Here is a 14,417-nt window from a genome sequence, read left to right on the forward strand (position 1 = left end):
TATGATGAAACGATGGATGGCAATGGGAATGGCACTCTGCCTTACCGCAGCTTCCCTGGCAGGCTGCTCCGGTACAAAAGATGCGGCTGAGAGCACGCAGGCAGAGGCAGAAACCAGCGCAGAGGAGGCGGCAGCCGAGGAGGAGACAGCGAAAGAATCTGATCTGGATAAGCTGACCTTTACGTATGTAACTTCTCCGCTCAATGTGCCGACGATCATCGAGAAAAATCAGGGTATTTTTGAAAAAACATTTGGCGATATGGGGATTGAGGTTGATTATGCGGAGCTGACCTCCGGGGCAGATCAGACACAGGCGCTGGCTTCCGGCGATGTGCAGGTTTTGTATGCGGTTGGCGGAACTTCGGTGATTCTGTCTGCAGCAAATGGAGCGGATATCAAGGTATTAAATATGTACAGCCGTTCTCCGAAGGCATTCTGTATGTATTCTAAGGATGAGTCCCTGACGACGCCGGAAAGCCTGAGAGGAAAGACAATCGCAGGACCGACCGGAACCAACCTGCATGAGCTTCTCGTTTCCTATCTGGCAACGGCTGGCATGACGATCGACGATGTCAACTATGTCAATATGTCGATCCCGGATGCAAAAGCAGGTCTGGACGGCGGCAGTGTAGACGTGGCTCTGGTTGCTGGCGCAACTGCTTACAATGCAGGGAAGCAGGGTTACCACCTGGTAGCTGACGGCGAAGGCCTGATTAAGGCGATCATTGCAGTGGCAGTGACACAGAAATTCTATGACGAGCACCCGGAGATCATCGAGAAGCTGGAAGAAGCACAGACCGAGATTGCTGATTTCATGGAAGAAAAACCGGATGAGACGATGCAGATCGTAGCCGATGAGCTGGATCTGGACACCGATGCAGTCAAAAGCATGTACGATCTCTATGATTTCTCTACCGAGATCACAGATGATGACAAAGAAGGCTTCCAGAAGACCGCTGATTTCATGTATGAATCCGGCATGATCGACGAGGCATTTGATGTAAAACAGTTATTTATTGAAAAATAATCAGTGAACATTTGAGAGGATAAACGATTGAAAAGCAGCTCCCGGAGTGTGGATTCCGGGGGCTGCTTTTACGATTGCATATGCAATTATGAAAATACGGAATGTTTACGCTAATACCTTTTTAATCGCTTCTAACAGCTCATCATACGTCTCATAAGCCGGAATCTGCGGATATTCTGCCTTGATCTCCTCCGTCGTGCGGAAGAGGAAGCCCGCCTTGCTTGCCTCAATCATGGCGAGGTCGTTGTGGCTGTCGCCGCTGGCGATCGTCTCGAAGCCGCAGGACTGGAGTGCTTTGACGGTTGTATATTTGGATTTCTCACAGCGCATCTTAAAATCGGTAATCTCACCATTTTCGCTGACAACCAGAGAGTTGCAGAAGATGGTCGGATAGCCAAGTTTCTTCATCAGAGGTCCGGCAAACTGGGAGAAGGTATCGCTGATGATGATTACCTGAGTAATTTCTTTTAATTTGTCTAAAAACTCCCTTGCGCCCGGAAGCGGATCAATTTTAGAGATCGTTTCCTGAATTTCCTTGAGTCCCAGTCCGTGCTCGCGCAGGATGTTTAAACGGTAATTCATCAGTTTGTTATAATCCGGCTCATCGCGGGTGGTGCGTTTTAACTCCGGGATTCCGGTTTCTTCAGCAAATGCGATCCAGATTTCCGGTACTAATACACCTTCTAGATCTAAACATACAATATCCATGTTTCCTCCTGTCTGATACAACGCCTGTCAGCGCTGTGCTCGGTTGAAAAATTTGCTTCCTATTATAGACGAAATGCAGGGGAAATACCAGAGAAATTTGAGAAAAGATGAAAGAATAGAAAAAAGTGCGTTACTGGGCACGTATGCGTGAACAGTAACAAAAGTGCCAATTATTCGCGGTGAGAAAGATTCAGAGGTGAAGAGTTGGCATCATATAGTAGCAGAGTGGTTATCAATAGAATTAAAAATACCAAAAAAGGGAGTCTCTTTTCGTGAGCGAGAGACTCCCTTTTTGGCACCTATAGTCGGGTTATAATTGATTTTGATGAAATCATTAGCAATGCGCCGGTTTATTCATTTCAGATCTTTTATCGTTTTCTGTCTTCGAAGCAGTCGATTTCGAAAACAGTACTTTACCGGAATGAACCACAATAATGACACCCAGAACCATCAGCAGAACCGCGATGATAAGCTGCAGTCCTTCTACCATAAAGACAGCGGTTCCGGCATTGTAAGCCTTTACCAGTGCGATGCAGCGCTCAACGAGTGCGGTGAAGGTAACGCACAGCATAACAACCAGTGGAACCAGCAGCGTGCGGTTTTCACGGCCGGTGACGCGTAAGAAGACGCACAGGGTGATGAGAACCAGGGCGCTTAACAGCTGGTTGGCGCTGCCAAACAGCGGCCAGATGTTGGAATAGCCAATCTGGGTTAAAATGTAGCCGCATACCAAGGTGATAACCGTTGCAAAATATTTGTTGCAGAGAAGCTTTCTCCATCCTTCGGCGTGTTCCATGTCATCGACACTGAACAGCTCCTGGAAGGACATACGTCCGATACGTGCAACGGAATCCAGGCTTGTCAGGGCAAGTGCGGAGACGCACATCGTCATAAAGCACTGGGCAGCGTAAACCGGGATGCCGAACATCTCCAGGAATCCGGCAACACCGGAGGAGAAGATAGCAAACGGAGTACCGGTTGCAGGCGTGCCATCAGCGGAAGCGGCAGCACCGGCAACGCACAGAGCCAGGACAGCCAGTAAACTTTCCAAAAGCATAGCGCCGAAGCCAACTTTCGGCATATCCTTTTCATTGGTGATTGCCTTGGAGGAAGTACCCGAGGAAACCAGGCTGTGGAAACCGGATACGGCGCCGCAGGCAACGGTTACAAACAAAATCGGGAACAGGTCACCGGATTTCTCATTGTGGAAACCAGTGTAAGGCGCCAGGTTCATTGCCGGATGTGCGACAAGCAGTCCAACGACGGCACCGATAATCATACCGGCAAACATAAAGGTTGTCATCAGGTCACGCGGTTCCATCAAAAGCCACATAGGAAGAACGGCTGCGAGGAAAATGTAAGCGAATACCATGTAGGACCAGTTCGCCTTGGTGGTAATGAGCGGGCAGTTCATGCCGATGACGAAAGCAGCTACCGTGCAGACAAGTCCGAGCAAGGTCTGTTTCCAGCCATGGAACTGAGCCTTTTTCTGAATCAGTCCAAATACAACGGCAAAGGCAATGAACAGAAGGGAAATGCTTCCGGCTGCGCCGTTGACAGTTGCGGCGGCGGATAAGCTGGTCACGCCGTCTATCGTCTCATATGCATTGAATGTACCAGCAACCATGTCGGCAAAAGCGGCGGTTACAATTAAAGTAAAGAGCCAGCAGAACAGAAGGAACAGCTTTTTACCGGTTTTGCCGATGTACTGTTCAATCAGAAGTCCCATCGATTTGCCTTCATTTTTAACGCTGGCGTACAGGGCACCAAAATCGGTAACAGCGCCGAAGAAGATGCCGCCGAGGATGATCCAGAGAAAGACCGGAACCCATCCAAAGACAGCCGCCTGAATAGCACCGGTGACAGGACCGGCACCGGCGATGGATGAAAACTGGTGGGCAAATACAACCCAGCCATCGGTCGGAACATAGTCCTGACCATCTTCTTTTGTGACGGCCGGTGTTTTGGCGTTTGGATCAATGCCCCATTTATGGGCGAGCCATCTGCCGTAGAGCAGATAACCAGCCGCCAGACAACAGGCTGCGATAACTACGATAACTAATGTGTTCATAAAGATACCTCCATTCCCATAGGTCAAATGGTTTTTAGTGTCCCGGCAGTTTGCCGGAGTTTCGGGAGCGGGGAAACAAAAAAGCCTCCGTCCTCCTGAAACTTTTAAAAGTTCAAGAAGACGGAGGCATAAGCATCCGCGGTACCACTTCTTTTACCGGTTGTAAAGCCGATCTCTCAGCCATATCCATCATTCTGAATATGTTCCTCTTTAACGGTAGGAATCCGGACCGGACTACTGGTATCCTGCATGCGTTTGTCCGATCAGCTCACAGGGGATAATTTCCATCGGCGTTACTGTCTTTCATCGCCCGGCAGCTCTCTGAAAACGTGGAGAATTGGAAATCGTGTCCTGCTCAATGCTTTTTACAAGTACGAATTATAGACTTTTTTAAAGGAAAGTCAATCGAAAAAATAGCCGGAAGTTTGTGACAGAAATTTTACAAATCCGTCATTTTGACAAAAAAATCACAACCAAGAAATTTAACAACTGCGTATTTAGAAGTCTGCGTTACTGTTTACGCATACGTGCCCAGTAACAATGCTCATGTGCCATAAAGAAACACGCAAGAATTTGATTGACAGCATCCACTATTCCATAGCAACAGCGAGTTGCTTGTTAAAATAAGGTTTGCAGTTTTATAATAAATAATAACATATTCCTTAGGAGGGACAGACATGGAAACACGAGATATTCTCAAGAATTTGCGTGAAAAAAATAAACTTATAAAAAGTCATTTGAACAGTACTACAAAATGAGAAAAAGCGCTTGACTCTACATCTGTTGTAGATATTATAATATTGGTAGTTTAACAAAAAAGAAGGATTAGGCAATATGGAAAAGAACCTTACTACCGGCAGTGTGTTCAAAAATGTTGTATTATTCTCATTGCCGTATCTGCTCTCGTATTTTCTTCAAACGCTCTATGGCATGGCTGACCTATTTATCATCGGACAGTTCGAGGGTGTAGCCAGTACTACCGCTGTTTCTATCGGCTCACAAGTGATGCACATGATTACGGTTATGATTGTAGGGTTATCGATGGGAACAACCGTCAGCGTCGGCCAGGCGGTGGGGGCAGGAGATCGAAAACAGGCAGCGCATAACATCGGGAATACGGTAATATTGTTTCTGGTGGTTTCCATTGCACTTACGGCCATCCTGTTATCCCTTGTTCATCCCATTGTCGTTGCCATGTCTACGCCAACGGATGCGGTGAGTGGTACGATCACCTATTTGACCATCTGCTTTATCGGGATTCCGTTTATTACATCCTACAACATTATCAGTTCTATTTTTCGAGGGTTGGGCGACAGCAAAAGCCCGATGTGCTTTATTGCCACAGCCTGTGCTGCCAACATCGCTTTAGACTATCTTTTTATGGGTGTGCTGCACCTTGGGCCTGCGGGCGCAGCCCTTGGTACAACTCTCTCTCAGGCAATCAGTGTAGTTGTTTCCCTTACCGTTATTTTGAAACGCAGGAGCATCGTTCTGAAAAAAAGCGACTTCAAGCCTTGCCGTGCGGTCATGGGGAAAATTTTGGGGATCGGCATCCCGATTGCGTTTCAGGACGGCCTGATTCAAGTTGCTTTTATTATTATCACGATTATTGCCAATCAGCGTGGACTGAATGACGCAGCGGCAGTCGGGATTGTGGAGAAAGTGATCAGTTTTCTCTTTTTGGTCCCCTCCTCTATGCTGTCTACCGTTTCTGCCTTGGGAGCGCAAAATATCGGTGCGGGCAAACCGGAGCGGGCCATTCAAACGCTGCGCTATGCGGTGATGCTCGCCGCAGGCTTTGGTGTGCTTGCTTCTATCGCGATCCAGTTTACAGCGGAAGGCATCGTTTCGCTGTTCACTGATCCCAGCACTGCGGACGGAGCGGCGGTGGTCCGTTTCGGCGGCCAGTATCTGCGTGGTTACATTTTTGACTGTATTTTTGCTGGCATTCATTTTAGTTTTAGCGGCTTTTTTTGCGCATGCAGGAAATTCGGCCTGTCGTTTTTACACAATATTCTCGCCATTGTATTGATGCGTGTGCCTGGCGTTTATGTGACCTCAAAATTATTCCCGGCAACGCTTCTCCCGATGGGACTGGCTACCGCGGCAGGCTCACTGCTATCGGTCGTGATCTGCCTAATCGCCTTTGGAGTCATACGGCGCAAATCAACGCTTGTTCTGGTGGAGGAGTAAGATATGGATCGGAAAAATCTCTTCCCAATAGGTGAAGTGTCAAAATTGTTTCATATCAGTGTTAGTAGTTTGCGGCACTATGAACATATCGGTTTGCTTACACCAGAATACATTTCCTCAGATTCTGGCTATCGTTACTATGGCACCGAACAATTTGAAGTACTCAACACAATCAGGTATTTGCGGGCATTGGATATGCCTTTGTCCGAGATTGAGGACTTTCTCAAAAATAAGGATATCAGCCGTATTGAGGAAAAGTTGTTACAGCAAAAGCATGCAGTCCTGAAAAAGCAACAAGAATTACAACGTATAGAACAAAAGATTAACCACCGCTTAAATTGGCTGCGAGACGCACAAAGTGTGCCTTTGGATACCGTTTCCTTAATAGAGCTTCCGTCCTGTCGCATTGTTTGGGTAGACGCTCCACTGAAAGTACATGGCTCTCATGATATGGAAGTGCCGATTAGAAAGCTGGATCAATCTGATGCCGAAGCCGTTGTATTTCTTGGAAAGGTCGGACTTGGCATTTCCGCGGAACATTTGCAGCAATCAAAAGTAAATCGTTATGACAGCATTTTTCTAATACTGGATCAAGAGGACATTTATACAGGTGAAACCATTACTCTTCCCAAAACACTTTGTGTACGGCTGCGTTTTCGAGGCAGTCATATAGAAGCTCCAGCGCACTATGAAAAGCTCCTTGACTACATCACAAAAGAACAGATACAGATTGCTGGTTTTTCGCGAGAAATCACGCTCATAGACTATGGCATTACTAATGACAGTGAAAAATTTGTGACTGAAATATGTATTCCGGTCAAGTGCAGATAAGAAGGGCATAAAATGAGATTCGTTGTTAAAAAAGAAATTTTTGAAGAACTGCCGAGTGCCTGTTTTGGTGTTGTTATGGCAAAAGGCATTGATAATAATAACGCATACCCAGAGATTGAACAATTTTTAGATGAAAGTATCCAAGCTGCAATGCAGCGTTTTGAGGGAAGAAAAGTCAAGGAAGATCCGGATATTTTACCATATCGAGAAGCATTCCGAGCCTTGAATATCCTATCCAATATCGTACTGAATGAATTGGACTGGTGGGTGGCCTCCCAATGGGAGAACATGCCCACTCACTACGAGTACAAAACCAGACAGAATTTCTCATGTGCCATAAAGTAACACAAAAAACAACAGACAGCCGCCACAATTCCGTAATGATTGATGCTTGACAGTCTCCTGAAAGAATGCTATAATAATACGCGTAAAATTTGAGTGGACTTTTTCCGGATTCGGTCATCTTTTTGCCACACAGCTATCTTGTGATAGTTGTGTGGCTTTTTTGTTGCCTGCATCTCGGAAGTATTAGCAGAATGGAGGACTATATCTGTATGGAAAAAAATTTTTTGTCTCTTATCAAGACGCGCCGTAGTGTACGGGCTTATAAATCGGAACCTGTCCCTTCCAAGGCTTTGGACGCTGTACTGGAAGCAGGGACTTACGCTCCTACCGGCGGAGGACATCAATCTCCAACCATCATTGCAATTACAGACCCCAAATATAGGCGGGAGATTGCAAAACTAAACGCAGAAGTGATGGGGAGCAACACAGACCCTTATTATGGCGCACCTGTCGTGATCCTAGTTTTGGCAGATGGCTCCGCAAGTACCTTTGTGGAGGACGGAAGTTGCGTCCTCGAAAACATGATGCTCGCCGCCCATGCCCTTGGGCTGGGAACTGTATGGGTACATCGGGAACGTGAGATTTTTGACAGTGAAAGTGGCAAGGCTCTCCTGCGGGAGTGGAAGCTACCGGAAACCTTGCGTGGCGTCGGGGCGATTGCATTGGGCTATCCGGCCAAGGAAGCCGGTCAACCCGCAGCACGCAAACAAAACTATATCGTTCGGATTTAATGTCCCGCTGTCCGGCGCAATTTTTTGCGCCGGACACTTTGTGGAGAGGAGGGAAAGTATGCAGACCAATAATAAAATGGCGGTCGCTCCTGTTGGAAAACTCATCTGGCAAATGTCGATACCGCCGCTGATTTCCATGTTCCTGCAATATTCCTATAACCTGATAGACAGCGCGTTTGTGGCACGGTTGAGTGAGAATGCACTGATCGCTGTTTCTCTGGCATTCCCGATTACAACATTGATGAATGCAGCGTCTATCTGGATCGGTGTCGGCGTGAATGTGCTGATAGCAGGATATCTTGGACAGAAAAAGCAGGATGATGCAAATACAACCGTCACACATGGATTGTTACTGGCCTTTGGAATTGGTGCTTTGCTCAATCTTCTGGCATTACTGATTATGAAACCCTATTTTCGGGCATTCACCAATAATGAAGAAATTTATCAGCTGAGCATCGCCTATATGAGTGTGTGCTCCTTCATGCAAATTCCCAATATGGTGCATATCGCCATCCAGAAGATGATACAGGCCACCGGGAACATGGTCGCTCCCATGTGGTTCCAGATCGCGGGCGTGGTCGTCAACTTCGTGTTCGACCCCATTCTGATTTTTGGGATTGGTATTTTCCCAGCTATGGGAATCCGCGGCGCTGCGGTAGCTACCGTTGCAGGCTATCTGCTGTCCATGATTTTGGCATTTGCTTTGCTGCTGGGCAAAAAGCAGAAAGTGCAGGTAAAAATCAAAGGCTTTCATTTGCAAAAGCAGATGATCCGCCGTATTTTTGCCTTTGGCCTGCCATCTTTTATTATGAACGCCCTCAGTTCGTTTATGGTGACCTTTGTCAATCTGTTTTTGGTGGCGTATTCCGATACGGCGATCGCTTTCTTCGGCGCATATTTTAAGGTGCAGCAGCTGATTGTTATGACGGTAAACGGCTTGATTCAAGGCTGTTTGCCTGTCATGCGGTTTAACTACGGCGCAGGCAACAGCGAACGGCTACATTCCGCTTTCCGATACGGAACCGCTTTGGTCACTGGTATGATGATACTGGGGACATTGGCCGTCATCCTTTTTCCAGCACAGATTTTGGGATTGTTTACGGCGTCGGAAACCATGCGCTCCTTTGGGATATCCGCTATGCGGATTATGGCGGCAAGCTATCTGTTTTGCGGTCTCTCTACTATGATTTCCACCTATTTTCAGGCTACGGAAAAAGTAGGTTCCAGCATGGCAATCCAATTATGCAGGCAGATGCTTTTCCTTGTTCCCGCCTTATGGTGCCTGGACAAATTGTTCCATCTGAACGGAATCTGGCTTGCATTTCCGGTTGCCGAAACTGCCACTTTGCTCGTTGCTCTTGTGATGATGGCATGGCATCGCCGCAAAAATATCTCATAACGTGTTCCAGGGAGGAAAAATGATGAACGACACTTTCATGAAAGAGAAACCGGTATTACCGCTGATTTTATCCATGTCCTTGCCTATGGTTTTATCTATGCTGGTCAATTCCCTCTACAACATTGTGGACAGTTTTTTCGTCGCGCAGATCAGCGAGGAGGCTATGACGGCATTATCGTTGGTTTACCCGGTTCAAAATTTTATCAATGCTGCCGGAATTGGATTTGGCGTTGGCATCAATGCAGCGATCGCCTTCTATCTGGGCGCGGGGGATCACAGAAAAGCGGATCAGGCAGCCACGCAGGGACTTGTGCTTGCCGTGATTCATGGCGTTGTTATGACAGTCTGCTGTATTACAATCATGCCAGTTTTCCTGCGGATGTTCACTTCATCCGAAGCGGTCATTGAACTTGGCGTTCGCTATTCTGTCGTTGCGTTCGCCTTTACACTCATTGTTACCGTCAGCATGGCGTTTGAGAAATTGTTCCAGACAGTAGGAAACATGAAAACGACCATGATAAGCTTGATGTGCGGGTGCATCATAAACATTGTCTTAGATCCCGTTCTGATTTTTGGCTATGGCCCATTCCCGGAAATGGGAATCAAAGGCGCTGCGCTGGCGACCGGCATCGGACAGGTTCTGACGCTGACGATTTACCTTGTAGTCTATCTTGCGCGGCCAATTCGCGTGCATATCCGCAGGCAGTACATTCTCCCCAGCAAAAAGATGGTAATAAAGCTGTACTCCATTGGCATTCCCGCAACCCTGAATCTCGCGCTTCCGTCTCTTTTGATTTCGGCGCTCAATGTGATTTTGGCGGCATATTCCGAAGTGTATATTCTGGTTTTGGGAATCTATTACAAATTGCAGACATTTGTCTATCTTCCAGCGAATGGCATTGTGCAGGGGATGCGCCCCCTGATCGGCTATAACTACGGCGCGGGGGAACACCAACGGGTCAGCCAGATCTTTAAGATCGTTTTGTGCATGAGTGGTATCATTATGGTGTTTGGGACAGTAATATGTCTGCTGATCCCCGGACAGTTGATGGGGCTGTTTACCCACACAGAAGCGACGATTCAGGCCGGGGAAACCGCCTTACGCATCATCGGGGCCGGGTTTATCGTCTCGGCGGTTTCTGTTACATCTTCCGGCGCATTGGAGGGACTTGGGAAAGGAACTCCCTCCTTACTGATTTCCCTTTGCCGGTATGTAGTGGTCATCATCCCGGCTGCGTTTTTACTCAGCAGGTTTTTCGGAGCGGTTGGCGTCTGGAATGCGTTTTGGATCACGGAAGCGATTACTGCAATCATTTCTATTTGTGTTTACTACAAGGCAATAGTACAAAGCCAGCTGAGCCAGTCAACAGTAAAATGAACGTTGCTTTGCGCCGCCGTTGACAGCCCCGTCTGCCTTTGCAGATAGGCAATCAAGGGGCGACAGCACGGAGTGCTGCCGCCCTCTGCCATTATTCAGAAAGGGGGATTTTCCATGACCGAACACGAAAAGTATCAAGAACATATCCGGCATACACACGATGCCTTTTGCAAGACCGTTATTCGCCACGCTGCCATAGACGCAGCCCGGAGCATACGCAGCCGCCGCAAGCGGGAAATCTCGCTTGAATATCTGATAGAAGAAAAACACTATCCATTCAGCACCACAGATAAATACTTTGCGGAGCAAGCTGCCATGAACAGCTATCCGCTTTTCGTCTGTGGTCAGATGGTGCTTTTGGAAAGTCCAGAGCTTGCCGCAGCGCTGTCCGCACTATCACAGATGGAACAGGAAATCATTTTCCTGTACTACTTCCAACGATTGACGCATAGGGAGATTGGAAGGAGATATGGACGGGCTGGCAACACAACCGGGCGGCGTATTCAGATGATTTTACGGCGGCTACGGGCAGAGTTGGAGGGCTTGTCCTATGAACCAGCTACTTCCCTATGAAACAATCGTTAAGGCAAGCGAGGGGGACCCGGAAGCTGTTGCCGCCGTTCTATCTCATTATGCCGGATATATCCGCTCTTGTGCGAAAATGGACGGACAGATTAACACGGATATGCAGGAGCATATCGTCAGGCAACTGATAGAAAGCCTGTTGAAGTTCCGCTTTGACCGCTAAACAGAAAAGTTGTATAATTAGAGCCTGACAAATTAAACTTCAATGAGGGTAGAGCAAATGGAACAGATTATCAATTATAGAGACATACCCACAGATAAAAGGATTGACATATTAAATGCTCTTGAGCGAATAGGTTTTTTTCCGGCATACGGCGGCGTGAAAACAATGCAGCAAATTATGGAAAAGTCAGTTCCAGGTTCAGGCCCACAATTCTATTTCGTTTTCCGTGAAAATGAGTTGATAGGGTACAATTTTCTCATTGGGGACACTAAGAAATATAAAGCGTTCCCATGGCTTGCTATTAGCAATATGGATGAGCAGAAGTTGACTGTTTGTGAAGAACTGATGAAAATACAAATTTCCTTTTTTGAAGAACTCGGAATGCAAAAGATAGCAGATCATTGCGTTAGGATTATGGAAGATTACAGAAAAGGAATTGGAAAGCGGAAAGAAAGCGATTGCAGATAAATTCCATTTGAAAAACGGCTGACAATTTAATACCGCCGCCCATCACAGCGGCAGATAAGCAGTAAATCTTGAAAAGGTTTACTGCTTTTTTTGCGCCCATTTTCAAAAATCTTTGGCAAACCACACCGCCGGATTGTTGTAGGGAGCAGACAGGGAAAACAAAAAAATTTCCGTGCGTTTGCCAAAACGCCCCCTTTTCACCGTTGTAGTGGTGAACAGCGGGCAGAACACGCCGCCGCAATCGCTATATTGGTGGAGCAAGCCAGTATATCCGCAAACCAGAGCCGCCGAGGAAAGCGGTAGTTTTTTAGAGCAAGATTCTACCACGGTGCCAAAATCCGCATATCTGCGGTTTTGCCCCTTTGGTAAATCTTGTTGGGGAGTGCCTTCCCCAAACCCTGCTCATGCGCCCTGTCGGGCGAGAAAGGAGGTCAACGCTTGAAGAAAAAATACAACACACCCCACCGCTGCCATGTGGTCAAAACCCGCATGACCGAGGAAGAATACGCCGAGTTTGCGGAAAGGCTTTCTGCTTACCACATGAGCCAAGCCGAGTTTATCCGGCAAGCCATAACCGGGGCAGCCATACGCCCCACCATAACCGTTTCCCCCGTCAACGACGAGCTGCTTGCCGCCGTCGGGAAGCTAACCGCCGAATACGGCAGGATCGGCGGCAACTTAAACCAGATAGCCCGGACGCTGAACGAGTGGCACAGTCCCTATCCGCAGCTTGCCGGGGAGGTACGGGCGGCGGTTTCCGACCTTGCCGCCTTGAAGTTTGAAGTCTTGCGAAAGGTAGGTGACGCTGTTGGCAACATTCAAGCATATCAGCTCTAAAAATGCGGACTACGGTGCAGCCGAGCAGTATCTAACCTTTGAGCATGACGAGTTTACCATGAAGCCCACCCTTGACGAAACCGGGCGGCTCATACTCCGGGAGGATTATCGGATAGCCACGCTGAACTGCGGCAAGGAAGATTTTGCCGTTGCCTGTATGCGGGCAAATCTCCGATACGGTAAAAACCAAAAACGGGAAGATGTGAAAAGCCACCACTATATCATTTCCTTTGACCCACGGGACGCAGCGGACAACGGCTTGACCGTAGACCGGGCGCAAGCATTGGGAGAGGAATTTTGTGCCGAGCATTTCCCCGGACACCAAGCCATTGTCTGCACCCACCCGGACGGACACAACCACAGCGGCAATATCCATGTTCATATCGTTATCAATTCTCTGCGTATTGAGGAAGTACCCTTGCTGCCCTACATGGACAGACCGGCAGATACCCGTGCCGGGTGCAAACATCGCTGCACGGACGCTGCTATGGAATACTTCAAAGCCGAGGTCATGGAGATGTGCTACCGGGAAAATCTCTATCAAATCGACCTGCTCCATGGCAGTAAAAACCGCATTACCGAGCGTGAGTATTGGGCGCAGAAGAAAGGACAAGCCAAACTTGACAAGGAAAATGCCACCCTTGCAGCCGAGGGGCAGCCTGCAAAGCAGACCAAGTTTGAAACCGACAAGGCGAAGCTGCGGCAGACCATACGGAACGCCATGAGCGAAGCTACTACTTTTGACGAGTTCTCCGCTTTACTTCTGCGGCAGGGTGTGATCGTCAAAGAGAGCCGAGGGCGGTTGTCCTACCTTACCCCGGACAGGACGAAACCCATTACTGCCCGAAAACTGGGAGATGATTTTAACCGTGCCGCCGTTCTTGCCCTTTTGGAGCAGAACGCCCACAGAGCCGCCGAAAAGACCGCACCCATACCCCAATACCATACCGCTGAAACAAACCGCACAGAGCGAGGAAAAACGCAGAAAATCGCCCCGACAGGCAGCATTCAGAGAATGGTTGACCGTGCGGCGAAGCGAGCCGAGGGAAAAGGTATCGGCTATGACCGTTGGGCGGCTGTCCACAATCTCAAACAGATGGCGGCTACCGTTGCCGCTATGGAGCAATACGGCTTTACCCCGGATGAACTGGACGCAGCCCTTGTGTCTGCCAATGCGGATTTACACAGCAGCACCGCCAAGCTGAAGCCCATTGAAACGGCTATCCGTGAGAAAAAGGACTTGCAGAAACAGGTGCTTGCCTATGCCAAGACAAGAGATGTGCGTGACGGATTGAAAAAGCAGAAAACCGATAAGGCACGCAAAGCCTACCGGGAAAAGCATGAAAGCGACTTTATCATAGCAGACGCAGCCGTAAGATATTTTCGGCAAAAAGGCATTACCAAGCTGCCCACCTATAAATCGTTGCAGGCTGAAATCGAGCAGCTTACCGCCGAGAAGAACGCCCTTTACAACGAGTACCGGGCAAATAAAGAGCGTGTCCGGGAATTGCAGACCATGAAAAGCAATCTTTCCCAAATGCACCACGGCGAGCCGAGCCGACAGAAAAAGCATGAACAGGAGCGTTAAAAACCGCCCCGAAATGATACCGAAACCAAACAAAAACAGGGATATGCCCTTACCCCTATCCGCAATACTCCACGACCTCAAAACAGGGCGTAC

14 protein-coding genes and 1 other annotated feature are annotated in these 14,417 nt (G+C 48.1%); of the genes, 12 read left to right on the forward strand and 2 right to left on the reverse strand.

What is annotated here, in order from left to right; translation table 11 throughout:
- Position 1: 1 nt before the first annotated feature.
- A complete protein-coding gene (locus tag PG862_RS09125; protein ID WP_333489837.1) occupies positions 2-1,027 on the forward strand; it encodes an ABC transporter substrate-binding protein in 1,026 nt (341 codons plus the stop codon).
- A 105-nt stretch (positions 1,028-1,132) separates the two neighbouring features.
- On the opposite strand, the gene thrH is transcribed toward PG862_RS09125, so the two are convergent.
- The gene (thrH, locus tag PG862_RS09130; RefSeq protein WP_022359071.1) at positions 1,133-1,735 is read right to left on the reverse strand and encodes a bifunctional phosphoserine phosphatase/homoserine phosphotransferase ThrH; all 603 of its coding nucleotides are present in this window, start codon (positions 1,733-1,735) and stop codon (positions 1,133-1,135) included.
- Positions 1,736-2,069: 334 nt separating this feature from the next.
- On the reverse strand, positions 2,070-3,806 hold the full coding sequence (locus PG862_RS09135) for a carbon starvation CstA family protein (protein WP_118742901.1): 1,737 nt from the start codon (positions 3,804-3,806) through the stop codon (positions 2,070-2,072).
- A 113-nt stretch (positions 3,807-3,919) separates the two neighbouring features.
- Positions 3,920-4,174 (reverse strand) — a binding site (T-box leader).
- A 466-nt stretch (positions 4,175-4,640) separates the two neighbouring features.
- Here PG862_RS09135 and PG862_RS09140 point away from each other — a divergent pair.
- The 11 genes from PG862_RS09140 to PG862_RS09190 all read left to right on the forward strand — a co-directional run bounded on the left by PG862_RS09140 (position 4,641) and on the right by PG862_RS09190 (position 14,324).
- On the forward strand, positions 4,641-5,999 hold the full coding sequence (locus PG862_RS09140; RefSeq protein ID WP_270707196.1) for an MATE family efflux transporter: 1,359 nt from the start codon (positions 4,641-4,643) through the stop codon (positions 5,997-5,999).
- Between the two features lie 3 nt (positions 6,000-6,002).
- Positions 6,003-6,830, forward strand: coding sequence for a MerR family transcriptional regulator (locus tag PG862_RS09145; protein ID WP_117510493.1), 828 nt, complete (start codon positions 6,003-6,005; stop codon positions 6,828-6,830).
- Positions 6,831-6,842: 12 nt separating this feature from the next.
- Complete coding sequence (locus PG862_RS09150; protein ID WP_216470566.1) at positions 6,843-7,175, forward strand: hypothetical protein; 333 nt, start codon at positions 6,843-6,845, stop codon at positions 7,173-7,175.
- Between the two features lie 209 nt (positions 7,176-7,384).
- A complete protein-coding gene (locus tag PG862_RS09155) occupies positions 7,385-7,906 on the forward strand; it encodes a nitroreductase (RefSeq protein WP_117510497.1) in 522 nt (173 codons plus the stop codon).
- Between the two features lie 58 nt (positions 7,907-7,964).
- Positions 7,965-9,305 carry an MATE family efflux transporter gene (locus PG862_RS09160; RefSeq protein WP_117510499.1) on the forward strand — a complete coding sequence of 447 codons (1,341 nt, stop codon included), beginning with the start codon at positions 7,965-7,967 and terminating at the stop codon, positions 9,303-9,305.
- A gap of 22 nt (positions 9,306-9,327) precedes the next feature.
- Positions 9,328-10,683, forward strand: coding sequence for an MATE family efflux transporter (locus PG862_RS09165; protein WP_117510501.1), 1,356 nt, complete (start codon positions 9,328-9,330; stop codon positions 10,681-10,683).
- A 114-nt stretch (positions 10,684-10,797) separates the two neighbouring features.
- Entirely contained in the window at positions 10,798-11,256 is a 459-nt protein-coding gene (locus PG862_RS09170) for an RNA polymerase sigma factor (protein WP_246566542.1), read from the forward strand.
- Entirely contained in the window at positions 11,234-11,431 is a 198-nt protein-coding gene (locus PG862_RS09175; protein ID WP_008818017.1) for a helix-turn-helix domain-containing protein, read from the forward strand. Before PG862_RS09170 ends, PG862_RS09175 begins: the two co-directional genes overlap by 23 nt.
- A 42-nt stretch (positions 11,432-11,473) precedes the next feature.
- Positions 11,474-11,899: a hypothetical protein gene (locus PG862_RS09180; RefSeq protein ID WP_270707199.1), complete on the forward strand. Its 426-nt coding sequence runs from the start codon at positions 11,474-11,476 to the stop codon at positions 11,897-11,899.
- Between the two features lie 438 nt (positions 11,900-12,337).
- Positions 12,338-12,736: a plasmid mobilization protein gene (locus PG862_RS09185; RefSeq protein WP_117510506.1), complete on the forward strand. Its 399-nt coding sequence runs from the start codon at positions 12,338-12,340 to the stop codon at positions 12,734-12,736.
- Entirely contained in the window at positions 12,708-14,324 is a 1,617-nt protein-coding gene (locus tag PG862_RS09190; RefSeq protein WP_270707201.1) for a relaxase/mobilization nuclease domain-containing protein, read from the forward strand. The genes PG862_RS09185 and PG862_RS09190 overlap by 29 nt, the downstream gene beginning before the upstream one ends.
- Positions 14,325-14,417 lie beyond the last annotated feature (93 nt).

The organism is Clostridium fessum (assembly GCF_027698965.1).
Classification (GTDB): Bacteria; Bacillota; Clostridia; order Lachnospirales; family Lachnospiraceae; genus Otoolea; species Otoolea fessa.

What these genes read in the sequence shown, in the direction of transcription:
- PG862_RS09125 (WP_333489837.1), top strand. Translation starts at nt 2, where the DNA reads ATGATGAAACGATGGATGGCAATGGGAATGGCACTCTGCCTTACCGCA.
- PG862_RS09165 (WP_117510501.1), top strand. Translation starts at nt 9,328, where the DNA reads ATGAACGACACTTTCATGAAAGAGAAACCGGTATTACCGCTGATTTTA.
- PG862_RS09140 (WP_270707196.1), top strand. Translation starts at nt 4,641, where the DNA reads ATGGAAAAGAACCTTACTACCGGCAGTGTGTTCAAAAATGTTGTATTA.
- PG862_RS09170 (WP_246566542.1), top strand. Translation starts at nt 10,798, where the DNA reads ATGACCGAACACGAAAAGTATCAAGAACATATCCGGCATACACACGAT.
- PG862_RS09145 (WP_117510493.1), top strand. Translation starts at nt 6,003, where the DNA reads ATGGATCGGAAAAATCTCTTCCCAATAGGTGAAGTGTCAAAATTGTTT.
- PG862_RS09175 (WP_008818017.1), top strand. Translation starts at nt 11,234, where the DNA reads ATGAACCAGCTACTTCCCTATGAAACAATCGTTAAGGCAAGCGAGGGG.
- PG862_RS09155 (WP_117510497.1), top strand. Translation starts at nt 7,385, where the DNA reads ATGGAAAAAAATTTTTTGTCTCTTATCAAGACGCGCCGTAGTGTACGG.
- PG862_RS09150 (WP_216470566.1), top strand. Translation starts at nt 6,843, where the DNA reads ATGAGATTCGTTGTTAAAAAAGAAATTTTTGAAGAACTGCCGAGTGCC.
- thrH (WP_022359071.1), bottom strand. Translation starts at nt 1,735, where the DNA reads ATGGATATTGTATGTTTAGATCTAGAAGGTGTATTAGTACCGGAAATC.
- PG862_RS09135 (WP_118742901.1), bottom strand. Translation starts at nt 3,806, where the DNA reads ATGAACACATTAGTTATCGTAGTTATCGCAGCCTGTTGTCTGGCGGCT.
- PG862_RS09160 (WP_117510499.1), top strand. Translation starts at nt 7,965, where the DNA reads ATGCAGACCAATAATAAAATGGCGGTCGCTCCTGTTGGAAAACTCATC.
- PG862_RS09180 (WP_270707199.1), top strand. Translation starts at nt 11,474, where the DNA reads ATGAGGGTAGAGCAAATGGAACAGATTATCAATTATAGAGACATACCC.